The sequence below is a fragment of the Pseudocnuella soli genome (assembly GCF_004347775.1).
GTDB classification, from domain to species: domain Bacteria; phylum Bacteroidota; class Bacteroidia; order Chitinophagales; family Chitinophagaceae; genus Flavisolibacter; species Flavisolibacter aquaticus.
Genome location: NZ_CP037755.1, coordinates 3,737,620 through 3,763,550, shown reverse-complemented (window position 1 = coordinate 3,763,550; position 25,931 = coordinate 3,737,620). Strand labels below are relative to the sequence as shown.

The window sequence follows — 25,931 nt, the reverse complement described above, 5'->3', positions numbered from 1 at the left end:
ATTGCCATTGGTTTTTGTTATGAAAAGGGGCATTACATTTTTTGCGTTGTTGGGTGTGTTGCAGTGTGGCGCACAAAAAGATGTAGCCACATCGGAGCAGACCTGGCTGGGCTATATACAACAGGTACGCCTAACCGAAAAATGGGGTGCCATTGCAGATGTACATTTTCGAACGGTCAACAATTGGGTGCAGGGAAATAACTTGTGGTTGCTGCGTGCAGGCGCCACTTATTTTTTCAACGACCGCACCCAGGCCACCGCCGGTTATGCGCATTTTCATTACTTCGCCGGCGAAAGCCACCCGCAGGATGCAAGGCCGGAGCACCGCTTGTACCAGCAGGTTTTGTGGATGAACAACGGGCCAAAGCTGCGACTGCAAAACCGCATCAGGACGGAGGAGCGCTGGCGGCAGCATATGGGCAGCCGGGGCGAAGCACTGCCGGGATATAATTTCAACTGGCGCTTTCGGGCACAGTGGCAATTGCTTTATCCGTTGGGTAAAAGGTTGTATGCACCGGGTACATTGGCTTTGATGGTGGCAGACGAGGCGATGCTAAATTTCGGAAAGGAGATCGTGTACAACACTTTTGACCAGAACCGGATCATTGCCGGGGTGCAGTGGCAAACAGGTAAGGCTTCGTTTATACAGGCGGGTTATATGCATATTTTTCAGCAGCAGGCGGCAGGCAACAAATACCGGCAAAGCCATGTTGCGCGGATTTTTTACACGCATAACCTGGATTTGCGTAGGAGAAGTGAAACAAAATAATAGGGGACAACTGCGCAAATTTTTGCAGAACCGTGCAGTCAGGATTGTGAATATTTTCGAAAGAAACATTCGTATTTGCTGTATTCTACTATTTTTGTGGACTAATATTTGAATAGAATGGCCATAGTATGGCGGTTGTAGCTGGAACTGGGCAACATTTCATCACTCATTTTTTATAACTGTGAAAGAAGCGGAATCGGAAACTAAGGCCATTAAAAAAGAAGGCTCGGCAACCAATCACCTGTTCCCGGTTTTTTTGAAACTGGAGCAATTGCGGCTGCTTATTGTTGGCGGCGGCTATGTGGGTATGGAAAAACTGACCGCTGTGTTGCAGAACGCACCTGCCACATCCATCCGTTTGGTGGGCACTACGGTGAGTGATGAAATAAAAGCGCTGGCCGCAAAACATGACAACATTCAAATTTGGGAGCAGTCGTTTACGCCGTCTGATGCGGACGACATTGACCTTGCGATTGTGGGCATCAACGATGCTGTGATTAGTGAGGCCATTGCTGCGGAAATTAAGAGCCGCGGTATTCTGGTAAACGTGGCCGACAAACCCGAACTCTGCGATTTTTATCTGTCTTCTGTTGTAAAAAAAGGCAACCTGAAAGTGGCCATTTCCACCAATGGAAAATCGCCCACCATTGCCAAACGCATCAAGGAAACTTTAGAAGAAACGCTGCCTTCCGAACTGGACCAGGTGCTCGATAACATGCAGTCGATACGTCATCGGCTCAAAGGCGATTTTACTGAAAAGGTGCACAAGTTGAACGAGATCACTTCGGTGCTTTCCACTCAAAAAGAAGAAGTGGCCGCCAGCAGCGAACGTAAATGGAAACGCATTGCAACCTATTTTCTCTTTGCGTTTTTATTTATGATCGTTGGGCATTTGCTCTTGTCCTACATGCCACTGCGTGAATGGGGCACAGCCATCAGTGAAATCAAAATTGAAAAGCAATTTTACTACCTCATACTTACCGGCTTTGTGGCGCAATTGATTGATGGTGCACTGGGCATGGGTTATGGCGTTACTTGTACTACCGTGCTACTTTCCATGGGTGTAAACCTTCCTGCTATTAGCGGATCCATTCACACGGCGGAAATGTTTTCAAGCGGTGTGTCGGGCTACAGCCATTACAAGTTTGGCAATGTCAATAAAAAGCTGTTTCGTGCCCTGCTTATTCCCGGCATTATTGGTGCTGTTGTCGGTGCTTACTTGCTTTCTGTTTATGGCGATCAATACGCTGATATTATTCGCCCCATACTGGCGGCTTACACCCTGGTACTGGGCATCCGCATTTTGTTTACTGCGTTTAAGAAAAAGAAGAAACCGCAAAAGGTAAAACGTGTGGGCTGGCTGGCCGGTGCTGGTGGCTTTCTCGATTCTTTTGGCGGTGGTGGCTGGGGCCCCCTGGTTACCAGTACACTCATCTCAAAAGGGCGTACGCCACGCTTTGTAATTGGCTCTGTAAGCATCACCGAATTTTTTGTCACGCTGGCTTCAGCACTCACATTTTTCGGGATGCTGGGACTAAGCCACTGGCAGGTAATTGTTGGATTGATATTGGGCGGTATGCTGGGTGCACCTTTGGCTGCGCGGCTGGCCGGAAAGCTGCCCATGAAAACCATGTTCATCGGCGTTGGCGCCATGGTCATTATCTGGAGCCTGCGTATATTGATCAAAGCATTTTTGTAGGGATTTGGACCACGAAGGCACGAAGGAAAGGAAGATGCACGAAGGATTTTAAGGAGGATGATTTTGCTGTTTTTTACAAAAATTAAAAAGTGTAATTGGGTTGTAAACTGAAGTTGTGATCGGCAATGAGTTTATTATTTTAGACACTCATTACTACCAACTACCAACTATCATTTATCATCCTTCCCAAGCCACTGCAACAAATGCTGCGCAATGGTCGGTGTTTCCACTAAAAAGCCATCGTGGCCGTAGGCAGAATCTATTTCAATATAAGTAGCGTTGGGAATATTGGCAGCCATGATTTGCTGCTCCTGCACGGGGCAGAGAATATCGCTGCTCACACCGATGATGAGTGTAGGTGCGGAAATGAGTTGCAATGCATCGGCAACGGTTTCTCTTCTGCCACGGGCAATATTGTGGGTGTCCATGGCTTTGCTGAGCAGGTAATAGCTATAGGCATTAAACCGGTTGACCAATTTTTTTCCTTGGTAGCGCATGTATGAAGATGCCTTGAAATCATCCACCCGTTGTGCATCGCCATCTGATTGTTTGGCCACCATAATGGCATAATTGCGATAAGTGAGGATGCCAATAGCACGGGCCGTTGCTAAGCCTTTCGCACCTGCATCGGCATTGGGTTGGCCCCAGGTGCCGTCGGCTTCAATGGCCATGCGTTGCGTGGTATGTATGGCAATGCCCCAGGCACTTTCAGCCGGCGATGTAGCCAACAAAAACATGCGGCCGATTATGTCCGGTTCGGTAAGGCTCCATTCAAGCGCCTGGTAGCCGCCAATGGAACCGCCAATGAGTAAATGTATTTGTTCAATGCCAAGATGCTTACGGAGCAGTATATGCGCAGCAAGCATATCGCGGATGGTAAAGAAAGGAAAATCGAGATAGTAAGGCGTGCCGGTTTCGGGGTTGGTACTGAGCGGGCCGGTAGAGCCATAGCAGGAACCAAGAATGTTGGCGCAAACAATAAAATATTTGTTTGTATCCAGCGGCAGCCCGGGGCCAATCATGCCCGGCCACCAGTCGGCAGCATCGGAGTTGGCAGTAAGTGCATGACAGATCCACACCACATTGCTGCCCTCGTTGTTGAGGGTGCCGTAAGTGTGGTACGCAATGGTGATTCCGGTAAGCTGGCCGCCACGTTCCAGTTGAAAGGGGCCTTCGTAGTGAAATGCGTTCATCCGCTCCATTCTGGCCCCAAAGTAAACTCCTGCAGGCTTACTTTTGAAAAAAAATATCGCGATGATACGCATCACATTGGAACGCACAAGTGGCGATTATGGATTTGAAGCAAAAGACGCAGCCGGTCATGCCGTGCTTACCGACTCATCTTCGGAAAACGGTGGTGGCGATGCAGGTGTGCGGCCCATGCAATTGTTATTAATGGCAATGGGCGGCTGCAGCGGCATCGACATTGTTTCTATTTTAAAAAAGCAGCGTCAGCAGATCGATGCATTTACCATGCACATCAGCGGCGAACGGGAAGCAGGCGTGGAGCCTTCGTTGTGGAAAAAAGTGCATGTGGTTTTTGAAATAAAAGGCGATGTGGACGCAGGCAAAGCCGAACGTGCCTGCCAGCTTTCCATCGACAAATATTGCTCGGTGGCCGAAACGCTGCGCAGGGCAGGAGCCACTATTACTTGGGAGGTAAACGTTGCCCCGTTGGCAGCGGTTTAACAAGAAATACAACGATTGTTTGCGCCACATTTTTTGTGCAACAACAAACGAAAACATTACGATGAACGAAACTCAAAACGAAGGACAGCACCTTCATCCCACCACGCAAGCCATCCGAACCCATGCGCCCCGTACGCAGCAAATGGAGCACTCGTCGCCGATGTTCCTAACTTCTTCGTTTTGCTTCGATAATGCGGAAGACATGCGGGCCGCGTTTGCCGATGAAACCGATGATAATATCTACACCCGTTTTTCCAACCCGTCGGTGCAGGAGTTTGTAGACAAAGTATGTGTGCTGGAAGGTGCTGCTTCGGGCTTTGCAACTGCATCGGGGATGAGTGCCATTTTTGCTTCGTTCATGGCGCTGATGAAAGCTGGCGATCACCTGCTTTCCTGCCAGGCTGTGTTTGGCTCCACGCATACGGTCATTACCAAGTTTTTGCCCAAATACGGCATCGAAACTTCTTATGTGGCAGCGGACGCTACGGCGGAAGAATGGGAAGCGGCCATCCGGCCAAATACCAAAATGATTTACCTGGAAACGCCGACCAACCCCGGGCTGGATATTGTGGACCTGCAGCTGGTGGCGCAAATTGCCAAACGCCGCGGTGTGCTGCTCAACGTGGACAACTGCTTTGCCACACCCATTGGCCAGCGGCCCATCGAATACGGCGCCGACCTGGTGATTCATTCGGCTACCAAGTGGATGGACGGGCAGGGCCGTGTGCTGGGTGGCGTGGTGGTAGGCCGCCCCGACCTCATCAAAGAAATTTATGCTTTTTGCCGCAGCACAGGCCCGGCCATGTCGCCGTTCAATTCATGGGTGCTGAGCAAAAGCCTCGATACGCTGCACCTGCGCATGGAGCGCCACGCAGCCAATGCACTGCACCTGGCTAAGGCGCTGGAAGGCCACCCGGCGCTGCGTTGGGTAAAATATCCTTTCCTGTCTTCGCATCCGCAATACGAAATTGCCACCCGGCAAATGCACAACGGCGGCGGCATTGTTTGCTTTGAACTGGCTGGCGGCATTGAGGCGGGCAGGAGCTTTTTGAACAGTCTAAAAGTATTGTCGCTGACGGCTAACCTGGGCGATGCGCGGTCCATCGCATCACACCCGGCCAGTACCACGCATGCAAAGCTGACCGAGGCGGAACGATTGGAAGTAAACATCACGCCGGGCCTGATCCGGATTTCGGTGGGGTTGGAGTATGCCGATGATATTGTGCAGGATATTGTGCAGGCGTTGGATGGGCTTTCTGCTTGATTGGCGACAGGTTTATTTTGCAGCGCTTTCTCTTGATAGCAATTGATAAAATCAGGAGCCACGAAGGTTTAAGCCTTTGTGGCTTTTTCCGTTTTATTCGACCTTGTTGTTTGAAACACGGAGATTTTGGCTGTCATGCTGAGCACAGCGAAGCATCTAAATTTCATGATTGCAGAATATAATGTTGAAAAAGTAGGCTCGCAATTAGTTTAACCTTGGTCTTGGTGCAAAGCTCGGATCCTTCGCTGTGCTCAGGATGACAAGCAGGAAGCGTCATTGGAAGGCAAAAAGCATTGTGAGAAAGGGTATAACGCCAGTTGTAGTGGAGGACATTGATTACAAGCAGGGTCTGTCATGCCGAAATCCATTCGGCATCCCTTGTGCATTAGCAAACACCGCGAGATGTAGGAGATGCCGAAACAGGTTCGGCATGACAGCTAGTAATAGGCAGCGGTTTATTACCGGTGCAACAGAAAGCAGAATAGCATTACAGAACGTACCAGTGTGCGACGCAACGGCAGCCCAATGGCAATCCCACGGCCCGTTACACAAAAACAAAAACAGCCACTCCCTTAAGAGTAGCTGTGTAAAAAGTTGGTGTGCGTTTGCCGCTGTTGCTCAATAAAGAACCCGGCACTTACGCAGCCTTTGCCTGCTCCATGATTTCGTCCATCGAAATGCCGAGGTGGCTTTCGTCGTACACGCATTCACCATTGCGGATCACCAGCACTTGCGGCGACTCGTGGTGCACTTTGAACAACTCGGCCACCTTGTTGCTCAGGTGCCGGTAGGCAATCAGATCGAGGTAATAAAAATCCACGTCCGTGGGTTGCGCCACCTTTTGCAGGCGCTGCAGGGCCACCGAGGAAATGGAACAGCGGGTGCTGTGCTTGAAAATGACCTGTGGCCGCTCGTGTGATCTGGTGGCGATCTGCGCCAGTTGTTCGTCTTCAGTAAGATGGATCCAATGCATAACAGCAGAAATATTTTTTACCCTTTAAACTTGCCGGTGCTCTGTGCCATGGGGCAGCCATATTTGCTGCGGCTGGCGGCACAAGAGGACAGCGAAATTACGGTAATGGTGAGCAATGCAAAGGCCAATAATTTACTTTTCATTTACAAAGGGATTTGTGGCAAAACGGTTTATTTTGCCGGATTATTTTAAACAAATATATAAATATTGCTCAGGTGGTTCCATTTGGCGCAGCCGCTTTTTGGGAAACACCGGCAAATACATAAGTTTTTCCCCTCATGAAACTGCACTTCATCTCCATTGGCGGCAGCGTGATGCACCAGCTGGCAATAGCGCTAAAGCGAAAAGGATACCAGATTACCGGCTCGGACGACGAGATATTTGAACCCTCCCGCACCGCACTGGAACGCGAAGGTTTGCTGCCCGCGCAAATGGGCTGGAATGCCGACAACATACACCCCGAGTTGGATGCCGTGATCCTGGGCATGCATGCAAAGGCGGATAACCCGGAACTGCAAAAAGCCACGGAGCTGGGCTTGCCCATTTACTCGTTCCCGGAATATATTTACCAGGAAAGCCGTGAAAAACAGCGGGTTATAGTGGGCGGCAGCCACGGCAAAACCACCACCACCTCCATGATCATGCATGTGCTGCGTCAATCGGGCCTGCCCTTCGATTACCTGGTGGGTGCACGGCTGGAGGGTTTCGACCAGTCGGTAAACATTACCGATGCGCCGGTAATTGTGTGCGAAGGCGACGAATACCCGGCCAGCACGCTTGAAAAGCGCCCCAAATTTCATTTCCTGTTTCCCCATATTGCGGTGCTCACCGGCATTGCATGGGACCACATCAACGTGTTTCCCACCTTCGAAAATTACCTCGACCAGTTCCGCATTTTCCTGGACAAAATAGAACCCGGGGGCTCCCTGGTGTACAACGAAACCGACGAAACACTGGCTGCGTTGGTGGATGAGCACCGTCGCGACGATATTGTGTACATGCCTTACGGCGTGCCGCGCCACGAAATTGCCGGCGGCAAAACCACCATTGAAATAGCAGGTGCCCGTGGCGAACTAAAGGTTTTTGGTGCCCACAACCTGCTGAACCTGCACGCGGCCTGGCATGTATGCCGCCAGTTGGGCGTAGATGCCGAACAATTTGTTGCGGCCATGAGCTCGTTTACCGGTGCTGCAAAAAGATTGGAGCTGCTGGCGCAAAATGAGGAGACGGTTGTTTACCGCGATTTTGCCCATGCACCTTCGAAAGTAAAAGCCACGGTGGATGCTGCACGGCAGCAATTTCCCGGCCGCAAGATCATTGCCTTGCTGGAGCTGCATACATTCAGCAGCCTCAACGAGCAGTTTATGCAGGAGTACCGCGGCGCACTGGATGGCGCCGATGAGGCCGCTGTTTTTTACAGCCACCATGCGCTGGAACTGAAACGCATGCCGCCGCTGCCGAAGAATGCAGTGGTAGCGGGTTTTGGCAAAAGCGGCCTGCAGGTGGTAAACACCCGCGCCGAGATTGAAGCCTGGCTGCAAACGCAACAATTTACCAACAGCGTGGTACTGCTCATGAGCTCGGGAAATTACGACGGGCTGGATGTGGCGGCATTTGCGGAAAAGTTTAAAGTTTAAGGTTCAAGGTTTAAAGTTGTTCAAATGGTTCAATGTGTTCAATTTGTTCCGGCTCGTTTGAAGTAAGGGAGTTACTATTCGTTTGAACAAGTCAACTGATTGAACCATTTGAACCCATAAACATTTTGAACACATGGCACCGTTCACCCAACCTTCAACCTTAAACTTTAAACCTCAAACCCTGCTGCTCCATTCGATATTTGGCTAATATTGCCGCATAGTACCGCAAAGCTTTACCTTTACGGCCTTTTAAGAAACACGGGTCATGCTACAACTTACCAAACCGATCGCATTTATCGACATTGAAGCCACGGGCTCCAACCCGGCTACCGACCGCATCGTGGAAATTGCCATGATCAAAAACCTGGCGGACGGAACCCGGAAAGTAAAGCGCAAGCTGCTGAACCCCATGATGCCCATTCCGCAAAATATTGTGGACATCCACGGCATCAGCGACGAGATGGTGAAAGATGCACCCACGTTCAAACAAGCGGCTGCCGAGATCAAGCAGTTCCTCGACGGCTGCGATATTGCCTGCTACAATGCCTACCGCCTCGATATCCCGCTGCTGGTAGAAGAGTTTATCCGCGCCGGCGTGGAGTTTGACATGAAAAGCCGCAAGCTGGTGGATGTGCAAAAGATCTTCCACCACATGGAGCAGCGTACCTTGTCGGCGGCGTATAAATTTTACTGCAACAAATCGCTGGAAAACGCACACAGCGCCGAAGTAGATGCCACGGCTACCGCCGAAATCCTGGATGCGCAACTGCAGCGTTACCCGCAATTGGGCAATACCCTCGACTCTATTTTGAAAGTAGTGGGAGAGGACAACCTCATTGACTTTGCCCGCCGTTTTGTTTATGACGAAAAAGGCGTGGAAATATTTAATTTCGGAAAACACAAAGGCCGCGCAGTGGCCGATGTGCTGAAAGCCGAGCCGCAGTATTACGATTGGATGATGCGCGGCGAATTCCCCATGAACACCAAGCAAAAGCTGACGGAGATCTATACCCGCTCAATGTTGAAAAAATAATAATCCCGGTTGCTGGTGGAGAAGCTAGTTATCATTCCTACGTTTAACGAAAAGGAAAATATTGCATCGATTCTGAAAGCGGTGTTTGAGCTGCAACAGGATTTTCATGTGCTGGTGATCGACGATGGATCGCCGGACGGCACCGCCGATATTGTGCGCCATTTGCAAAGCGTGTATCCCGGCTTTCTGCACCTGGAGGAGCGCCGCGGCAAACTGGGCCTGGGCACCGCATATATTCATGGTTTTAAATGGGGCATCAGCCGCGGCTACCGTTTTATTTTTGAAATGGATGCCGATTTTTCGCACCGCCCCATTGACCTACCCAAATTGTACGACGCCTGCAAACGCGGCGGCGCTGATGTTGCCGTTGGCTCGAGGTATGTGCCTCAGGGCAAAGTAGTGAACTGGCCTTGGGACCGCATTGCGCTGTCCAAAGGCGGTTCCATTTACACCCGCCTCATTACCTGGATGCCCATCAACGACCCGACGGCGGGTTTTATGTGCTATAAAAAGGAAGTGCTCGAAAGCATCAATTTCGACGAGATCCATTTTGTAGGTTATGCCTTCCAGATCGAAATGAAGTTTGCCGCATGGAAATTGGGTTTTAAAATCAAAGAAGTGCCCATTCAGTTTGAAGACCGCAAGTACGGCGAGTCGAAAATGAATAAGGGCATCATTAAGGAAGGCGTACTGGGCGTGCTGAAGCTGCGCTGGTACAGCCTGTTTACCAATTACCGCCGTCGGGTAAAAACAGCACCGGCAATTCCTGCCGAACGATAAGCAAAGAAATAGCTGGCCGCTCTTGTTGAGCGGCTTTTTTATGGCAAAAATGTTTGCTGATGTTTACGTGATGCTTCAATATGGGCCTCAACTTTTCCATTTTTTCAAATTTAACCGCACCCGGCTTTGTCATGCTGAGCGCAGCGAAGCATCTGAGCCTACACAATGCAGATATTAGGAAAAGTAGGCGGCGATTATCAGCACTTCATTCAGGTCAAAACTCAGGTCCTTCGCTGCGCTCAGGATGACAGGCAAAATGCGAGCACGGGCATAAAAACCTAACGGTAACCTTTACATGTTGCTGCCCTACTTTTCCACCCAAAGCATTGCCAGCCCGGCAGAAACCTTAATTTCATTCCATTGAAATCAACAAAAGGTCACCCTCCAAACAACTGCTATGGAACCCATCATCAGCCTGAGGCAAGTAAATAAATCGTACGGCACCAAGCAGGTGCTCCACGATATCAACCTCGATATTTTTCCCGGACAGGTTATCGGCTACATAGGCCCGAACGGTGCCGGCAAAAGCACCACGGTAAAAATATTGTGTGGCCTGCTCACCGACTATACCGGCGAAGTGCAGATGGCAGGTGTAGAGGTAAAAGCCGATCCGCTGGCCGTGAAAAAACTGGTGGGCTATGTGCCTGAACTGGCCGATTTGTACGAAGTGCTCACGCCTTGGGAATACCTTGAATTTGTGGCCACGCTGCAAGGCATGGAACCATCGGTTTATGAAACCCGCATCCAACGAATGGTGGAAGCCTTTGGCTTAAAGGACAACTTGCACCAGCGCATGGATTCGTTCAGCAAGGGTATGCGCCAAAAAGTGTTGCTTATTTCCGGCATACTGCACAATCCCGGCATCATCATTTTTGATGAGCCGCTTAGCGGCCTCGATGCCAACAGCGTTATTTTAGTAAAAGAGTTGATCAGCCGCCTGGCACGGGAAGGCAAAACTATTTTTTACTGCAGCCATATGATGGATGTGGTGGAAAAAGTAAGCGACCGCATTGTGCTGATAGCGGAAGGAAAAGTGGTGGCCGACGATACATTTACCAACCTGCAACAGCGCATGGGCCAGCAACACCTGGAGCAGATTTTTTCATCACTTACTACGCACCAGCAGCCCGGCTCCGCCGCCGACGAGTTGCTGCAGGCTTTTGAAAACAATACCACCGTATGAACATCATCAACAAATGGCTGATGCAGGCGGTATTGTTGCCGGCGCCGCTCTACCGCCGCATGGGTGCCAATGTGCCGCTGGTAAAAGCAATACTGGCTACCAAGCTTACCCTCGACGACCGCACCCCCAATACGCTGCAACAGGTGCAGCGTAAGAGCAACAGCAAGCCTGCAAAAGCAGCCACGCTGGGTGCTATGTTTATGAGTGCCGTTTTGGGTTTGTTATACCTGTCGGCATTTGCCCTGGGCGATCATATCGTTACGCAGCTCACGGTGTATTTCTTTATGTTTTTTGTGTTGCTTTCATCCATGCTCATTGCAGATTTTACTTCGGTGTTGCTGGATGTGCGGGACAATACCATCATTTTAACGCGGCCGGTAAACGACGCCACTTTTTTAACGGCGCGGCTGTTGCATATTTTGGTGCACCTCACCAAACTGGTGCTGCCCATGAGCCTGCCCGGCGCCATTTACATTGGTTACAATTACGGTGTAGGCATGGCCTTCTGGTTCCTCGTGCCGGTGTTGCTCCTGATATTGTTTTCCATTTTTTTCATCAATGCCCTATACTTGGTGTTCATGCGCTTGGTGTCGCCGCAAAAGTTCCAGGCCATCATCAGCTACGTGCAGGTGGGCATGGCTATTGGCATTTATGCCAGTTACCAACTGGTGCCGGCATTGATGGATAATTTTGGCAACCTCGAACTGCAAATAAGCCGGTACTGGGTTGCGCCGCTGTTGCCGCCGTTTTGGTTTGCATCGGTGTGGCAGGCACTGCATGCGCCATTGGGTGGTTGGGAAACGGCGGGCCTTATTTTAGGCATCATCATACCGCTAATGGCCATTTGGATCGTGGTGCGTTTTCTTGCCGGCGCATTCATCCGGCAACTCACGTTGTCGGCTAACCGAAATGTCGAAGCAGTGCCCGCTCAAACCAAAAAGCAGGGCCACCCGCAGGGGCTGGCCGAGCGGGCAGCACAATGGTTTACACCGGGCGGACTGCAGCGGGCTGGTTTTTTATTTACCTGGAAAATGAGCGGACGCAGTCGCGATTTCCGGATGCAGGTGCTGCCGGCTATTGGCTACCTGTTGGTGTTTGCAGGTATTACATTTTTCAGGGCACTTTCCCGCGGCGAACTGTCGGCATTTGACAGCCGCGGTAAAACACTGACGCTTTCTGTTTTATATTTTGGTACTTATGTGCTGGTAACGGCGTTGGGCCAAATGAAATTTTCGGATAAATGGAAGGCATCCTGGGTGTTTTTTGCAACGCCCATTAACCAACCAGGGCCGCTGATTGTAGGTGCATTTAAAGCCATGGTGGCAAAATTTTACCTGCCGCTGGCGCTGGTTGTTTTTTCGATGGGACTGGCCCTTTCGGGCCCGCTTATTTTGCCCAACCTGTTGTTTGGCCTGGCAAACCAGCTGCTGATCGCTGCAGTGCTGGTGTACATCAACCAGCGGCAGTTGCCGTTTTCTATGGCGCAGCAAACCCAGAACCGCGGTGTCAATGTAATGCGCTCCATCATTGTGCTGATGTTTACCGCAGTGCTGGGTGCCAGCCATTACCTCATCTACGATTTTATGCCCGTGATACTGGTGGGGCTGCTGCTATCGGCGGGTGCTACCTGGCTGGTGGTGAACGGCATCGGCAAAACAGGTTGGGAAAAAATAAAGAATGCCGAAGCTTAACCTGCAACTAATGTTATCGCTACCGTCACAGGCCTGCCCGTTACCTTTGCTGTCATGAAGAGGGCATTGCTGCAATTGCATGTTGCCGTGTTTTTGTGGGGATTTACCGGGGTATTGGGCAGGGCCATTTTGCTCGACGCCACTTTGCTGGTTTGGTACCGGCTTATGATCACTGCAGTATCGCTTTGGATTTTGTTTGCGTTGCAAAAAAAGATCACCCGAATCCCCATGCGTTCGGTGCTGGCGATTGGCGGCATTGGCCTGGTGCAGGCCCTGCACTGGGTTACTTTTTACGGCAGCATCAAGCTCGCCAACGTAACGATTGCGCTTACCTGTTTGTCCACAACGGCGTTGCTTTCTTCATTGATCGAGCCGCTGATTTTAAAGCAAAAATTCCAGCGCAGCGAAATACTGCTCGGGCTTTTTGCCATTGCAGGCATACTCGTTATTTACAACACACACTTGCAGTTTTCGTGGGGCATCATCATCGGGCTGGTATCGGCGTTGCTTATCGTGTTGGTTTCGGTGCTCAATAAAAAAATTGTAAGCGAGTACACACCGCAGCAAATTACCTTATATCAACTATCAGGTGGCTTTGTCGGTTTAACCCTGTTGTTACCGTTGCTGTTGCAATGGTCGGACGGGAGCATGCTGCCTTCTGCGTGGGATTGGCTTTGGCTGCTGGTGCTCGGCTGGGTGTGCACCATCTTTACCTTTTTTCTCTACATCCGGTCGCTCAAGCATATTTCGGCCTTTACCATGAACCTGACGCTGACATTGGAGCCGCTGTACGGGATCATTTTAGCATTCATTATTTATCGCGAAAACCAGCACCTGAGCAACTGGTTCTACCTTGGTTTTTTACTGATTGCGTTGGCCGTGATCCTGCACATGTGGCGGCTGTTGAAGCCATTTTCGGGTAGGCGTTCTCGTGAAGTTGTGCCAGCAGGCGACTAATAACAGCTTTCTGCATTTGAGCCGCTTTTAAGCCGTAGCAATATATTTTACCAAACTTCTTTTAGCCACCGGCAATAGCGTTTCTTCGATGGGGAAATTGTATTCCGTTTCGATGCTGTACACTGCAGGGTTGGGCAACTGGCTGTGGTAGCGGATCAGTTGCTGCTTGATGTTTTCATACGTACTGGCCAGCGACCGCATTTCGTTTTGTATAAAAGCCGTTTTGATGCTGCGGAAACGTTCGTCGTGTTTTTCAAAAATAGAAAGTCGGTAATGATATACACGTGTGTCGCGGGTTTTGCCGGCACTTAAAAAAAAATATCCTTCCTGCATATCCAGCGGCACCAGGCCAACAGGCGTGATGGTGATCTTGTCTTCCACGAAATCATAGATCTCGGCACCACTGCTGATGGTCGTTTTCATTTTGCTTGCCGAGAAATTGATGATGCTTTCCAGTTCCTGCATGATTTCGCTGTCTTCGATCATTTGTTCGTACAACAATTGCAATTTTTCGAGCTGTAAACCCGTTACTTTCTTTGGAAACTGCTCCTGCAGAAAACGTTTGTTTTCGCGGAAGGCATTGAGGTTGTTGTAATGAAAGATCAGGTCCGAAAGTTGGGGGTATAATTTGTTTTCGTTGAAACAGGTGCTTACCTGTTGCAGGTAGGCCAGCAGGGTATATTTTTTTTGCTCAAAATCAATAAATCCTTCTGCAAACCAGGTTTCGGATAATTGTTTCATAGCCTCGCATTTTATTTGTAACCTAATTTAATAAAATCTGCCGACAGCCCATTTTGCGGCTGCGGCGTACCTTGTTAAAAATTTGAGATTATGCGGATACCTGTTTTGATGCTTTCACTCCTGTTTACATCCTGCGCTACCACGCAATTTTATGTTGTACGCCACGCCGAAAAAGATGCGGCGGCCGGTGATGCCATGACAACAGATGTGCCACTGTCGGCGGCCGGTGCACAAAGGGCCATAGCGCTGAAAGATGCGCTGAAAGACAAAAAGATCGGTACAATTTATTCAACACCCACACACCGCACCACCGGCACGGCCAGGCCGCTGAGCAACGAAACCGGCGTGGCCATACAAATTTACAATCCAACCGATGCCCGCTTTTTACCGCAATTGCGCAAGCATAAAGGTGCGCCGGTACTGGTAGTGGGCCATTCCAATACAGTAGACGACATCATCAACGGCCTCGCCGGAAAACAATTGCTGCAAGATTTACCCGACAGCCAATACGGCGATCTTTTTTTACTGAAAATAAAAGGCGACAAAGCACAATTGGAAAAGAAACGCTTTGGCAACTAACCCACACCGTTACCATAAAAGATAAAGCCCGGATCAACTCCGGGCTTTATCTTTTATGGTTTTAGAAAATTTCTTTTCCGACTGTCGCCTATAAACTGTCAACTCCTCACTACCATTCACGAGCAGGATTAAAATTCTCCAACTCTTTGCCCACTTGCGTGAGGAATGTTGCGCCCAGGCTGCCGTCCACAATGCGGTGATCGTAGCTCATGGACAGGTACATCATGTGGCGGATGGCAATGCTGTCGCCGTGTGGCGTTTCCAGCACCACTGGTCGCTTTTTAATGGCGCCCACAGCCAATATGGCCACTTGCGGTTGGTTGATGATGGGCGTACCCATCAGCGAACCAAAAGTGCCCACGTTGGTCATGGTAAAAGTGCCGTCTGCAATGTCTTCGGGTTTCAGTTTGTTGTTGCGTGCAGCATCAGCCAAGTTATTTACCTGCTTGGCCAAACCAACTAAATTTAACTGGTCCGCATTGCGAATAACAGGTACGATCAGGTTGCCGCTGGGCAGTGCCGTTGCCATGCCTATGTTGATGTCTTTTTTTACAACAATGTTGTTGCCGTCCAGCGACGAATTGATCAACGGGAACTTTTTAATACACCGCACAATAGCTTCAATAAACAGCGGTGTAAATGTGAGCTTGGTACCTTCGCGGCGGTCAAATTCCTTCTTTACTTTTTCGCGCCACTGCACCATATTGGTTACATCGGCTTCGGTAAAAGAAGTAACGTGCGGGCTGGTATGTTTGCTGCGCACCATATGATCGGCAATCAAGCGGCGCATGCGGTCCATTTCCACGATCTCCACGTTGCCGTTGTATTGTGCACGCTGAAGACCCTGCTCTTCGGCCTTAGGCTTTTGCTCCATGATTACGGCCGGCTGCGGGTGGCGTGCAGGTTGTGGCGCCGGTTGCGCAGTTGCTCCTGTTTGCTGTGCAGGTGCAGGCTGCGCGGCAGGTTTGCCGTCTTTTTTCTGCTGCACATATTGCAAAATATCTTTCTTGGTAACGCGGCCTTCACTACCGGTGCCGGGTATGCGCTCCAGGTCCGACATGCTCACACCTTCCTGCGCTGCAATGTTGAGCACCAGCGGCGAGTAAAAACGGTTGGCGTTGCTGGCGGCAGGAACCGCAGTGGTTACTGCTGCAGGCACATAAGGCACGGCGGCAGCGGCCTCTTCATCTTCGGCGCTGTATACGTCTTCCGATGCTATTTCCTGTACTGCTTGGGGTGCGGGTGCACTGGCTTCTGCGGCGCCGGTGCGGATGCGGGCAATAACGCTGCCGATGGGCACCACATCGTTCACTCCAAACAATAATTCAGCAATCACTCCTTCGGCAGTAGACGGCACTTCGCTGTCCACTTTGTCGGTGGCAATATCCAAAACTGTTTCATCCATCTTTACCGGGTCGCCAGGTTGTTTATGCCATTTCAAAATGGTCGCTTCCATGATGCTTTCGCCCATTTTCGGCATCACCAGGTCCACTGTAGCCATAATCATTTTTGTTTAAGTAAGCAATCGTTAAGTATGTGAACAATGTACTGGTGCAGCGTTGGCGGTAGTTGCGTATTTACCCAACACCTGTTTTCTGCCGCACCATTTCTCTATAATAAGCGGTCAAAAATAAGCAAAGGGCCAGAAACCATTTCAGGTGGGGCGGTTTTAAGGTAGGAAAGGATTGAAAAGGCAAAAGTCAAAATTAAAAAGTCAAAAAGAAGAACCCTTTAACAGCGGTATCCATTTTGAATTTTGACTTTTTATTTTTTAATTAAACGCTAACCTATTTCCTCGATCACCAGTTGCCGCAAAAAGTTGAGTGCATTGGTGGCGGCCAGCTCAATGTTTTGTTTGCGGCCATACCGAAACTTGAATAACCGGGTACGGATCTGTGCCTTGCTGCCGGCAGCTACCCACACGGTGCCCACCGGTTTTTCGGCGGTGCCGCCATCGGGGCCCATAATTCCTGAAGTGGCTACTGCATAATCGCAGCCAAATTGTTGCAGGGCGCCCAAAGCCATCTGGCGTACCGTTTCTTCACTAACGGCACCAACAGCTTCCAGTGTGTGTGGGTCAACAGAAAGCAGGGCTTCTTTTGCTGAATTGGCATAGCTTACTACGCTGCCCAAAAACACTGATGAGGAGCCGGGAATGGATGTAATTAAATGGGCAATATAGCCGCCCGTGCAGCTTTCCGCAGTGGCCATTGTTTTGCCCCGTTCTTTAAGCAGGTTGAGCAACACCTGTTGCATCGGTATATCTTCCGTTGCCACCAGCCAGGGTTGCAACAGTTGCTGCAATGCCGTAAACTGCTGTTCTATTTCGTTGGTTAATGCCTGTTCGTTGTTGCCTTTTGCAGTGAGCCGCAATTTTACCATACCCAGCGAAGGCAGGTAAGCCAGCTTAATATGTGCGGGCAAACGGGTTTCAAAATCTTCCAGTATTTCCGCCACTTCACTTTCGCCCTTGCCCGATGTAAGCAGGCTGCGGTGCAGGATGGCAGGCATGGTAAAATAGGCCTGCAGCTTGGGTATCACGCTGCTTTGCATCAGGCCCACCATCTCATTCGGCACACCCGGCAGCGATACGTACACCACACCATCTTTTTCGAACCACATCCCCGGCGCGGTGCCCCGCAGGTTGGGCAGCACGGTGCACACATCGGGCACTTCGGCCTGCTTGCGGTTGCGGTCGGTGAGGGGGCGGCCCAGCCGTGTAAAAATGTCGGTCACATTTTGCAAGGCGCCTTCATCCACCCGCAGCATGGCGTTGAAATAAGCACATAGCGTGGGTTTGGTAATATCATCTGCAGTGGGTCCCAGGCCACCGGTAATGATGATCACACTGCAGTCGCGGCTTTGCTCCTGCAGGGCGGTTGCAATTTCCGCCGCATCATCGCCAATGGCAATCCTGCGTTTTACCCAAATACCGATCTTATTTAGTTCCTGTGCTATATGGGCGCTGTTGGTATCAATGGTTTGCCCGATCAGGAGTTCGTCGCCAATGGTAATGATGGCCGCAGCTACTTCTTTCATCGTGTTGTGCAGGAAGGGTTAATTTTAGCGCAAGGTACCAAACAGTATGAAACCATTTTTTGCACTTTCGCTCTGCCTGTTGTGTGTAATAACAAGCGGTGCGCAAAATGTTTCTGCAGCGTTGCAAAAAGCCGTGCAGAAACTCGAATCCGACCCGCAGATGCAGCAGGCGATGCTCTCCGTTTATGTAGCCGATGCCGCCACCGGCAAAGCCGTTTTTACCCACAACAGCAGCGTGGGCATGGCGCCGGCATCTACGCAAAAACTCATCACCGGTGCCACCGCATATGCTTTGCTGGGCCGCGATTTCCGGTACCGCACCCAATTTGCTTTGATCAAAAATGGCGCAGCCAACACGTTGGCCATACAGCCTTCCGGCGATCCCACGCTGGGTAGCTGGCGCTGGAAAAGCACTTCCGAAGCCGCAGTGGTACAGCGCATTGCAACGGCGGTGCGCAATAGTGGCGCAGGGCAGTTGGCCAACATCATGGTGTACCACAAAGGCTGGAATGAAGAAGCCATACCAGGCGGCTGGACCTGGGAAGACATGGGCAATTATTACGGTGCCGGTGCTTATGGACTCAATTGGCGCGAAAACCAATATGATGTGCTGCTGCGGTCGGGCAATGCTGTGGGCGATGCCGTGCAGTTGGCCGGCACAGTGCCGAAGTTGTATGATTTTTCGTTGCAATCGCAAGTGCGCAGTGCGGCAAAAGGCACCGGCGACCGTACGCTGATTTATTTGCCGGTAATGAGCCGCGAAGGTGTGATCCGCGGAACCATACCGGTAGGAGAGCGGCAGTTTAAAGTATCGGGGGCTATGCCCAACCCGATGCACCAGTTTACTGAAACCCTATCTGACGCGCTGCGCAACACGGCGCAACTGCCCGCCGAACCGGCGTTGGTGCTGGAAGAAGGGTTGCCTGAAGGTACCGTTGTGCACGAAGAAGTTTCGCCATCATTGGACAGCATCATTTATTGGTTCAATCAAAAAAGCATCAACCTGTATGGTGAGGCCCTGTTGAAAACAATGGCGCTGCAAAAAGGAAAAAGGGCCAGCACGGAAGATGCGGTGACGGTAGTAAAAGATTTTTGGAAGGCACAAGGCATACCGCAAACCGAGTTGAATATTGCAGACGGATCGGGGCTTTCGCCGGCCAACCGGGTAACCACCAGGGCGCAGGTTGCAGTGTTGTTGTATGCAAAAAAACAAGCTTGGTATCCAGGTCTCTTTGCATCGCTGCCCGTGTATAATGGTATGAAAATGAAAAGCGGAACGATTGGTGGCGTCAAAGGTTTTGCCGGTTACCACACGGCAAAAAGTGGTACTACTTATGCGTTTTCCATCCTGATCAACAACTACAATGGTGCTGCTTCAGGCATTGTGCAAAAAATGTATGCAGTGCTGAACGAGTTAAAATAATCATGATACGCTGATCTTGTATCTTAAAAATGTTAGCGAAATATAATAAAACAGGCAAGTCATCACCATCATTAAACCATAAATCTTACAACTGTGGCGCAACAAAATTTCAAAAACCACACACGGTATGTCTTTTCATTTCATGTGCTGGTAAACATTGCACTGCTGGCCCTCATCATCGGCGCAGTACGCAACCTGCTCAACACATCGGAAGACAATGTTTATGAAGCATCGCTGCTGGTGCTGGTTGCTCTTATATTAGTAGGTAATCATCTGCACGGCCGCATGTTTGCGCTGAAAGCACAGGACCGCGCCATCAGGGCCGAGGAGTCGTTGCGCCATTTTGTACTCACCGGCAAACCTGTTGACCCGAGGCTTACACTTGGCCAGATCATTGCCCTGCGTTTTGCATCGGATGCAGAACTACCGCAACTGGCAAGAGAAGCCGCAGAAAAGGGCTTAAATCCAAAAGAGATTAAGCAACGCGTACAGCACTGGCGTGCTGATACACACCGGGTGTAACGGTAAAAAATTTAGTAATGCAAGGTGGTAAGCAGCCAATGTAAATTTCGGTTGCCTCCTTGGCTACAATATACAGCCGGCGTTCTCTCGGTTGTCATGCCGAATTCGTTTCGGCATCTCCCTGTAACGCTAGGTATTGGCAAGTAAATGAACGGCTGTTTCAAAAAAAATCCTCTGACCAACGGGGATGTCGAAACAAGGCATGAGATCGGCTGATGGCGTACAGTCGTTCACCTAATAAAAAATCTCAACCGCTTTCAGCCAACACAACTTTTCCAAAACAAAAAGCCGGCACTAATACTAGTGCCGGCTTTTTAAATGATGATCTAATATCTAAAGTCTATTATCTAAAATCTATCATCTTCTACCTTACTTCCATCAGCCCCTCCGCCTCACTGCAAATTCTTCCGATCTGTTGTCCAACCCGATGATTGTGCCAGGCCCGGTGTGTTGCCGGTAAACATTTTGGCCGCTTCCTTATCGCCTTTCAGTTGCCATTTGTACCAAGCAGTAGCTGCCTTGGCAAATTCGCCGCCATATGGTTTGGCGTAAGTGCCGCCGTGGCCTACATCCATATTGGCAACAAACACCGGCACATGGTTGATTTGCTTGAAATCGTCCATGCCGTTGTTGTAAGCAATATCCGATGGGCCACCCAGCAGGTACAGGGTAGGGGTGTGAATTTTTTTCAACTGCTCTTTAGTAACGGCGGGCATACCGGGCATACCTGCACCAGGCGTGGGCAGCACACCGCTGTTGAATACGCCAATAGTAGTGATCCTTGGATCGGCAGCAACTTCAAGCGTTTGCAGTCCGCCGCACGACATGCCACTAACCCCGATTTTCGACACATCAATTTTGCCATAATACGGGCTGTTCTTGTCCGCATTTTGCGCAATGGCCCAGTCAATGGCATCGGTCAACATAGAAGATTTGGAAGACGACCGAACCCGTTCGCCCGACTCGGCAGGCATGGGGCCAATGGCAATAACGAGGAAGCCATGCGAGGCTACTTCATTTAAAAAATTAACGTGCTCCCACGGCGAGTTGGCGCAGGCGCCGTTGCCCCAGGCAATCACCGGCAGTTTTTCCTTGCTGCCAAATGGCGCCAAGTCTTTGGGCCGAAACACGGTGTGCGTAGGCAACGAGGTTTCGGTGAGCATGAGTGCGCTGTATTTGCCTGTGCCGCCCGCTTCTACCACACGGGAAGCGGCTGTCTGGGCAAAGCTTTGCAGCGTTGCAGTAAGTAATAATAACGCAAGAGGAATGGCGAAGCGTTTCATATGAATTGTTTGTTGTGAGTGTTGTGTTGGCCGGTATCATTTTGGTCGAACTGCCGGTATGACAACGGAAAAATTTCGAGCAAACGAGCTGCAATTACAGCCATGTGATCAAACAAAAATTGAAATTATCTTTTTCGTTTAAGTAATGAAACGGCGGCTGGGTTAATAATGGTTAATACTAATCAATGGGCTCCCACAATTGCACCTTATTTCCCTCGGCATCGAGTATGTGCACAAACTTGCCGTAGTCATAGGTTTCAATGGCATCCAAAATGGTAACGCCTTCTTCCCGCAACATGGCCACCAACGCTTCCAGATTTTCCACGCGGTAATTGATCATAAAGTCCTTCGATGAGGGCTCGAAGTATGTGCTCGTTTCCGGGAAAGGTGTCCATTGTGTTTGTGCCGGTTTTTCGCCCGCTGCATCTTCGTACCATTCGAAGGTGGCACCGTATGGATTGGTGCTCAAACCCAAATGCTGTTGGTACCATTCCGTCATTTTTTTAGGGTCTTTGCATTTAAAGAAAACGCCGCCGATGCCGGTTACTTTTTTCATGGCTATGTTGAGGAGATTTGGAAAAGTTATTTTGTAAACAATGTGATTGATCCTTGAAAATAACTGTTTGATTTTTCAATTCCTCCGAGGCCAAAATCTTTTTTAAAACAATAAAATATTGTTACCAGCAGGCAAAGTGAATGCTGGTTAAATAAAAAAGCCCGCAACGAAAAGTTGCGGGCTTTTAATCAGAGGTCATTTTTTTTATTTACCAATAAACTTATCCAAACTGATATTGCCCGGTCCGGCAAATAAGATGGTCAGAAACGCAGTGAGGTAAACCGCGGACATTTCGCCATCGCCAAACATCTGGCCTTTATGTGCATAAAAGAGGGCTACCGACATGGCAACCACCAGCGGAATAGCAGCCAGGCGGGTAAACAAGCCCAGGATAATAAAAACGGCGCAGAAAAATTCGGCAAACACCACCAGCGACAGCGATGTGGTGGAACCCACACCAAACGGATCGGCAAAACGCGAGGCCTTGTCGGCAAAATGCATCAGCTTATCCAGGCCGTGGTTCACCATCATCAGCGACCCGGCACCCAGGCGCAACAGCAGCATGGCAAATGAAAAAGCACCATCTGAAACGCGGGTGCTGAACAGTCTTTTCATAGTTTTTTTCTTTGGAGCGGCAATGTTACTGAAAAGTTGAATAGGCACAACCGTTACAAAGTGCACACCGCGTAAGCGGCGCAGGGCACAGGTTTGGTCCACTTGTGCACAACCCCTGCTGTTCACATATCATTTTTTATTATTGCCTGCAACCTTGTTAAATATAAGCCACTCGTCATGCCTCATTTGGCCCGCCTTATAATAATTTGAATATTTACGCCGTTTATTCCAGTTTCGGAAGTCCGGATTTTTGAATCACAAAGACACGAAGGCATTAAGTTTCACAAAGAATTTTCTTAGTGCGTCTTTTACTCTTGGTGTCTTGGTGGTTCAAATGACAGCAAGCACCCCAAAGCAGTACCAAACATGAAGCGATATTTTTTGCCTCTTTCCCTTAGCCTGATGCTTTCGACGGCGCAGGCGCAGCAAACGTTTCAGCACAACGATCCGCAGCAGCGCTTTTCGCTGGCAAAAGAATTTTTTCAAAAAGGGCAATACAACCTCGCTTATCCCATACTGAAAGAATTACAGGCAAACCTGAAAGACGGCGTTCGACCCGACCTGCCCATCCAGGCGCAGGAAGTAGATTATTACACTTTAGTATGTGCCCTCAAGCAAAATGAAGGCGGCGCCGAGCCCGCAGCCCGCAGCTATATCGAGGTTACCCGCAACAACCCGCGGGTGCAGATGATGAACTATCACCTGGCCGAATACCTGTTTCGCAAACAGGAGTTTACCGAGGCACTCACATTTTATGAAGCGGCCAACATTGCCAACCTGAGCAACCGTGAAATTGCCGACGCTAAATTCCACCAGGGCTATGCTTATTTTACCTTGCAACAATTTGATAAGGCAAAGCCGCTGCTCAATTCCATCCGCCAGGTAAAGGACGATCCAAATTACATGGACGCCAACTATTACTACGGCTTCATCGCCTTCCGCGATAAACAATACAGCGATGCGCTGGAAAGCTTTCGCGTAGTGGAGAACCACCCGGCTTACGAAGGCATTGTGCCTTTTTATATTGCGCAGATCTATTACGTGCAGGGCCGGAAAAAAGAAGCAGTGGAATATGCGCAGGCAAAATTAAAAGCCGGCAAAACACAGTTTTACGACCTGGAGCTAAAGCAACTGTTAGGTCATGCGCTGTTTGAGCAAAAACAATATGCGCAGGCCGCGCCTTACCTCGATGATTATGTGGCGAAGTCGAAGAAAGTGCGCCGCGAAGACCTGTACGAATTGTCGTATGCATACTACCAGGCGGGCCAGATGCCCAAAGCCATTGAAGGCTTCAAGCAATTGAGCGGTAAAGAAGATTCCCTGTCGCAGCATGCTATGTACCTGCTGGGCGATGCTTATTTAAAAACAGGCCAACGTGCCAATGCACGGAACGCATTCCTGTTTGGCGCCTCCAACAACAGCAACCCACAGCAACGCGAAATTTCGCGGTTCAACTACGCAAAGCTTTCTTACGAGCTGGGCTACCAGGATGAAGCGCTGCGCAGCCTCGAAGCATTTATACAAGATTATCCCGCATCTGATTACCGCGAAGAAGCCACCGACCTGTTGGTGGGTGCGTTGGCCAACACCAACAATTACCGCGGCGCATTGACACTGATCGAGGGACTTAAATATCCATCGCAAAATGCCAAGCGGGTGTATCCGCGCATCCTTTACGGTCGCGCCACCGAGTTGATCAATGATGGTGCTTTGGCGGAGGCCGAAGCTTTGTTGGATAAAGCGCTGCGCGATCCGAACAACGCACCTGTGCTGCCATTTGTCAACTTCTGGAAAGGCGAGCTGGCTTACCGTTCGGGCCGCACCGATGATGCCATTCGTTATTACAACGCTTACCTTAATGCAGGCGCACCAGCTAACGGTGAAGCAACAGCGAACAATGCCCGTTACAACCTGGGCTATGCTTATTACCGCAAACAAAACTACCCGGTAGCACAAACATTTTTTGAGCCGCTGTCGCGCAATGTATCGCTCAATTCCGACCCGGTTACGCAGGATGCTTATGTACGCACTGCCGATGCCTATTACATGAACCGCAGTTATGCGCAGGCACGCACCATGTACGACAATGTAATCCGCTACTCGTGGGCCGCCGAAGATTATGCTACGTTTCAAAAAGCAATGATCGCGGGCATCAACAGCAGCAACGAAAAGATCAGCAACCTCAATACACTGATTCGCAAGTTTCCGCAATCGCCGCTGGTGATGGATGCGAACATGGAAATCGCGAACACATACCTTGGCAACGAGCAATTTCGCGAAGCCATTCCTTTTCTGCAGACCATTGCCCGTGCCGGCGGCAACAGCAGCCTCAAGCCGCAGGCTTTTTTAAAACAAGGCATTGCACAATACAACCTCAATAACGCCACAGAGGCCATCACGCAATACCGCAAGGTTATTGCCGATTATCCCAATTCGCCGGAAGCCGAAACCGCTTTGGATAACCTGAAAGCCATTTTTGTGGAAACCGGCCGCCCCGGCGAATACGCCGAAGTGATGCGTGAAGCCGGCAAGCCGCTGTCGGTAAGTGCGGAGGATTCACTCACATTTGCCGCCGCCGAACTGCAATACGAAAACGGTAATGCTGCAGCAGCGCTGGAATCATTCAACAACTACTTGCAGCGTTTTGCCACCGGCAACTACGCCACCAATGCACAGTATTATCGTGGTGAAATATTTGGCACCCGCAAAGACTGGCGCAATGCGCTGGAAGCCTACGGCTACGTGGCCGAGCGGGCACCCAACGCATTTGCCGAGCGGGCCGTGTTGCAGGCTGCACGCATCTCGTTTTTTGAAGTAAAAGATTACGAGCAGGCCGAACGTTTTTACACGCAGCTCAAAGGTTTTGCGGCCACGCAGGAAGCACGTCTCGAAGCCATGCGTGGTTTGCTGCGCAGCCAGTACCAGTTAAAAAAATGGAGCGCTGCGCAAAGCAACGCACAGGAACTGCTGGCGCAAAAATCTGCTTCGTCCGATGATAAAGCACTGGCTGCAATGGCCGTGGGCAAAGCCGCACAAATTGCCGGCCAGTACGATGTGGCCATCAACAATTTCAAAACGGTAGTGTCGGTGAACAAAGCCGCACTGGGCGCCGAAGCACGCTATGAAATTGCTGCCAGCTACTTTGGCATTAACCGGTTGGAAGATGCGGAGAAAGCCGCATTTGAAGTGATCAACAAAGCCGGTTCTTACGACTGGTGGGTCACTAAATCATACATCCTGCTCGGTGATATTTTCTGGAAACAAAAAGATTATTTCAACGCCAAGGCCACGTTCCAAAGCATTGTGGACAATACACTCAACGCCGAACTCAAAGCCGAAGCGCAGGATAAACTGACCAAGGTTACCGCTGAAGAAGCTTCGGGCAGCAAGGTCACGGGACGTTAGGCTTTGTGTAGCAAGCAGCGGTGCTGCCATCGGCACCTGTTGCGTCGCACTCTTGTACGTTCCCATCGCTATTCAGCCTTTTCGCCACTAAGG

Annotated in this window: 23 protein-coding genes; 14 read left to right on the top strand and 9 right to left on the bottom strand. The window is 50.2% G+C overall.

The window, feature by feature from the left end:
• Positions 1–19: 19 nt before the first annotated feature.
• Entirely contained in the window at positions 20–769 is a 750-nt protein-coding gene (locus EPD17_RS15475) for a DUF2490 domain-containing protein (protein ID WP_132055510.1), read from the top strand.
• A 181-nt stretch (positions 770–950) separates the two neighbouring features.
• On the top strand, positions 951–2,468 hold the full coding sequence (locus EPD17_RS15470) for a TSUP family transporter (protein WP_240040642.1): 1,518 nt from the start codon (positions 951–953) through the stop codon (positions 2,466–2,468).
• Positions 2,469–2,638: 170 nt separating this feature from the next.
• On the opposite strand, the gene metX is transcribed toward EPD17_RS15470, so the two are convergent.
• The gene (gene metX / locus EPD17_RS15465) at positions 2,639–3,661 is read right to left on the bottom strand and encodes a homoserine O-acetyltransferase MetX (protein ID WP_132055509.1); all 1,023 of its coding nucleotides are present in this window, start codon (positions 3,659–3,661) and stop codon (positions 2,639–2,641) included.
• 61 nt (positions 3,662–3,722) lie between these two features.
• On the opposite strand from metX, the gene EPD17_RS15460 reads away from it, so the two are divergent.
• Both EPD17_RS15460 and EPD17_RS15455 read left to right on the top strand, forming a co-directional pair.
• Positions 3,723–4,157: an OsmC family protein gene (locus EPD17_RS15460; RefSeq protein ID WP_114236228.1), complete on the top strand. Its 435-nt coding sequence runs from the start codon at positions 3,723–3,725 to the stop codon at positions 4,155–4,157.
• Positions 4,158–4,218: 61 nt separating this feature from the next.
• Positions 4,219–5,421 carry a trans-sulfuration enzyme family protein gene (locus tag EPD17_RS15455; protein WP_132055508.1) on the top strand — a complete coding sequence of 401 codons (1,203 nt, stop codon included), beginning with the start codon at positions 4,219–4,221 and terminating at the stop codon, positions 5,419–5,421.
• 637 nt (positions 5,422–6,058) lie between these two features.
• Here EPD17_RS15455 and ytxJ read toward each other — a convergent pair.
• Together ytxJ and EPD17_RS20350 are read right to left on the bottom strand one after the other, a co-directional pair.
• Positions 6,059–6,394 (bottom strand): bacillithiol system redox-active protein YtxJ, encoded by a 336-nt coding sequence (gene ytxJ, locus EPD17_RS15450; RefSeq protein WP_114236226.1) that lies wholly within the window; start codon positions 6,392–6,394, stop codon positions 6,059–6,061.
• A 17-nt stretch (positions 6,395–6,411) separates the two neighbouring features.
• On the bottom strand, positions 6,412–6,537 hold the full coding sequence (locus tag EPD17_RS20350) for a hypothetical protein (RefSeq protein ID WP_262707868.1): 126 nt from the start codon (positions 6,535–6,537) through the stop codon (positions 6,412–6,414).
• Positions 6,538–6,672: 135 nt separating this feature from the next.
• Between EPD17_RS20350 and EPD17_RS15445 the strand changes: the two genes are divergently transcribed.
• The 6 genes from EPD17_RS15445 to EPD17_RS15420 all read left to right on the top strand — a co-directional run bounded on the left by EPD17_RS15445 (position 6,673) and on the right by EPD17_RS15420 (position 13,675).
• A complete protein-coding gene (locus tag EPD17_RS15445) occupies positions 6,673–8,031 on the top strand; it encodes a UDP-N-acetylmuramate--L-alanine ligase (protein ID WP_132055507.1) in 1,359 nt (452 codons plus the stop codon).
• Positions 8,032–8,296: 265 nt separating this feature from the next.
• Entirely contained in the window at positions 8,297–9,064 is a 768-nt protein-coding gene (locus EPD17_RS15440) for a 3'-5' exonuclease (RefSeq protein WP_114236223.1), read from the top strand.
• Between the two features lie 15 nt (positions 9,065–9,079).
• The gene (locus EPD17_RS15435) at positions 9,080–9,844 is read left to right on the top strand and encodes a polyprenol monophosphomannose synthase (RefSeq protein ID WP_204743178.1); all 765 of its coding nucleotides are present in this window, start codon (positions 9,080–9,082) and stop codon (positions 9,842–9,844) included.
• Positions 9,845–10,241: 397 nt separating this feature from the next.
• Entirely contained in the window at positions 10,242–11,027 is a 786-nt protein-coding gene (locus EPD17_RS15430) for an ABC transporter ATP-binding protein (protein ID WP_132055506.1), read from the top strand.
• Positions 11,024–12,718, top strand: a complete 1,695-nt coding sequence (locus EPD17_RS15425) for a hypothetical protein (RefSeq protein ID WP_132055505.1) — start codon at positions 11,024–11,026, stop codon at positions 12,716–12,718. Before EPD17_RS15430 ends, EPD17_RS15425 begins: the two co-directional genes overlap by 4 nt.
• Positions 12,719–12,772: 54 nt before the next feature.
• On the top strand, positions 12,773–13,675 hold the full coding sequence (locus EPD17_RS15420; RefSeq protein ID WP_132055504.1) for a DMT family transporter: 903 nt from the start codon (positions 12,773–12,775) through the stop codon (positions 13,673–13,675).
• 27 nt (positions 13,676–13,702) lie between these two features.
• Here the strand turns inward: EPD17_RS15420 and EPD17_RS15415 are convergent, their stop codons facing one another.
• Positions 13,703–14,416 (bottom strand): hypothetical protein, encoded by a 714-nt coding sequence (locus tag EPD17_RS15415; RefSeq protein WP_132055503.1) that lies wholly within the window; start codon positions 14,414–14,416, stop codon positions 13,703–13,705.
• Between the two features lie 90 nt (positions 14,417–14,506).
• On the opposite strand from EPD17_RS15415, the gene EPD17_RS15410 reads away from it, so the two are divergent.
• The gene (locus tag EPD17_RS15410; RefSeq protein WP_114236219.1) at positions 14,507–14,995 is read left to right on the top strand and encodes a SixA phosphatase family protein; all 489 of its coding nucleotides are present in this window, start codon (positions 14,507–14,509) and stop codon (positions 14,993–14,995) included.
• Between the two features lie 109 nt (positions 14,996–15,104).
• On the opposite strand, the gene EPD17_RS15405 is transcribed toward EPD17_RS15410, so the two are convergent.
• Both EPD17_RS15405 and EPD17_RS15400 read right to left on the bottom strand, forming a co-directional pair.
• Positions 15,105–16,496, bottom strand: coding sequence for a dihydrolipoamide acetyltransferase family protein (locus EPD17_RS15405; protein ID WP_132055502.1), 1,392 nt, complete (start codon positions 16,494–16,496; stop codon positions 15,105–15,107).
• A 281-nt stretch (positions 16,497–16,777) separates the two neighbouring features.
• The gene (locus EPD17_RS15400) at positions 16,778–18,034 is read right to left on the bottom strand and encodes a CinA family nicotinamide mononucleotide deamidase-related protein (protein ID WP_132055501.1); all 1,257 of its coding nucleotides are present in this window, start codon (positions 18,032–18,034) and stop codon (positions 16,778–16,780) included.
• 46 nt (positions 18,035–18,080) lie between these two features.
• Here EPD17_RS15400 and dacB point away from each other — a divergent pair, with 46 nt between their 5' ends.
• The gene (gene dacB / locus EPD17_RS15395) at positions 18,081–19,457 is read left to right on the top strand and encodes a D-alanyl-D-alanine carboxypeptidase/D-alanyl-D-alanine endopeptidase (protein ID WP_132055500.1); all 1,377 of its coding nucleotides are present in this window, start codon (positions 18,081–18,083) and stop codon (positions 19,455–19,457) included.
• Positions 19,458–19,550: 93 nt separating this feature from the next.
• Positions 19,551–19,979 carry a DUF6526 family protein gene (locus EPD17_RS15390; protein WP_132055499.1) on the top strand — a complete coding sequence of 143 codons (429 nt, stop codon included), beginning with the start codon at positions 19,551–19,553 and terminating at the stop codon, positions 19,977–19,979.
• Between the two features lie 392 nt (positions 19,980–20,371).
• Here EPD17_RS15390 and EPD17_RS15385 read toward each other — a convergent pair whose 3' ends face one another.
• The 3 genes from EPD17_RS15385 to EPD17_RS15375 form a co-directional block, all read right to left on the bottom strand.
• On the bottom strand, positions 20,372–21,262 hold the full coding sequence (locus EPD17_RS15385; RefSeq protein ID WP_132055498.1) for a poly(ethylene terephthalate) hydrolase family protein: 891 nt from the start codon (positions 21,260–21,262) through the stop codon (positions 20,372–20,374).
• A gap of 178 nt (positions 21,263–21,440) precedes the next feature.
• Positions 21,441–21,818, bottom strand: coding sequence for a VOC family protein (locus EPD17_RS15380; RefSeq protein ID WP_114236213.1), 378 nt, complete (start codon positions 21,816–21,818; stop codon positions 21,441–21,443).
• Positions 21,819–22,022: 204 nt separating this feature from the next.
• The gene (locus tag EPD17_RS15375) at positions 22,023–22,433 is read right to left on the bottom strand and encodes a DoxX family protein (RefSeq protein ID WP_114236212.1); all 411 of its coding nucleotides are present in this window, start codon (positions 22,431–22,433) and stop codon (positions 22,023–22,025) included.
• A gap of 366 nt (positions 22,434–22,799) precedes the next feature.
• On the opposite strand from EPD17_RS15375, the gene EPD17_RS15370 reads away from it, so the two are divergent.
• Positions 22,800–25,838, top strand: a complete 3,039-nt coding sequence (locus EPD17_RS15370; RefSeq protein WP_132055497.1) for a tetratricopeptide repeat protein — start codon at positions 22,800–22,802, stop codon at positions 25,836–25,838.
• Positions 25,839–25,931: the final 93 nt, after the last annotated feature.

Coding starts and splice junctions, on each gene's coding strand:
- EPD17_RS15475 (WP_132055510.1), top strand. CDS start 20: ATGAAAAGGGGCATTACATTTTTTGCGTTGTTGGGTGTGTTGCAGTGT.
- metX (WP_132055509.1), bottom strand. CDS start 3,661: ATGAACGCATTTCACTACGAAGGCCCCTTTCAACTGGAACGTGGCGGC.
- EPD17_RS15460 (WP_114236228.1), top strand. CDS start 3,723: ATGATACGCATCACATTGGAACGCACAAGTGGCGATTATGGATTTGAA.
- EPD17_RS15455 (WP_132055508.1), top strand. CDS start 4,219: ATGAACGAAACTCAAAACGAAGGACAGCACCTTCATCCCACCACGCAA.
- ytxJ (WP_114236226.1), bottom strand. CDS start 6,394: ATGCATTGGATCCATCTTACTGAAGACGAACAACTGGCGCAGATCGCC.
- EPD17_RS20350 (WP_262707868.1), bottom strand. CDS start 6,537: ATGAAAAGTAAATTATTGGCCTTTGCATTGCTCACCATTACCGTAATT.
- EPD17_RS15445 (WP_132055507.1), top strand. CDS start 6,673: ATGAAACTGCACTTCATCTCCATTGGCGGCAGCGTGATGCACCAGCTG.
- EPD17_RS15440 (WP_114236223.1), top strand. CDS start 8,297: ATGCTACAACTTACCAAACCGATCGCATTTATCGACATTGAAGCCACG.
- EPD17_RS15430 (WP_132055506.1), top strand. CDS start 10,242: ATGGAACCCATCATCAGCCTGAGGCAAGTAAATAAATCGTACGGCACC.
- EPD17_RS15425 (WP_132055505.1), top strand. CDS start 11,024: ATGAACATCATCAACAAATGGCTGATGCAGGCGGTATTGTTGCCGGCG.
- EPD17_RS15420 (WP_132055504.1), top strand. CDS start 12,773: ATGAAGAGGGCATTGCTGCAATTGCATGTTGCCGTGTTTTTGTGGGGA.
- EPD17_RS15415 (WP_132055503.1), bottom strand. CDS start 14,416: ATGAAACAATTATCCGAAACCTGGTTTGCAGAAGGATTTATTGATTTT.
- EPD17_RS15410 (WP_114236219.1), top strand. CDS start 14,507: ATGCGGATACCTGTTTTGATGCTTTCACTCCTGTTTACATCCTGCGCT.
- EPD17_RS15405 (WP_132055502.1), bottom strand. CDS start 16,496: ATGGCTACAGTGGACCTGGTGATGCCGAAAATGGGCGAAAGCATCATG.
- EPD17_RS15400 (WP_132055501.1), bottom strand. CDS start 18,034: ATGAAAGAAGTAGCTGCGGCCATCATTACCATTGGCGACGAACTCCTG.
- dacB (WP_132055500.1), top strand. CDS start 18,081: ATGAAACCATTTTTTGCACTTTCGCTCTGCCTGTTGTGTGTAATAACA.
- EPD17_RS15385 (WP_132055498.1), bottom strand. CDS start 21,262: ATGAAACGCTTCGCCATTCCTCTTGCGTTATTATTACTTACTGCAACG.
- EPD17_RS15380 (WP_114236213.1), bottom strand. CDS start 21,818: ATGAAAAAAGTAACCGGCATCGGCGGCGTTTTCTTTAAATGCAAAGAC.
- EPD17_RS15375 (WP_114236212.1), bottom strand. CDS start 22,433: ATGAAAAGACTGTTCAGCACCCGCGTTTCAGATGGTGCTTTTTCATTT.
- EPD17_RS15370 (WP_132055497.1), top strand. CDS start 22,800: ATGAAGCGATATTTTTTGCCTCTTTCCCTTAGCCTGATGCTTTCGACG.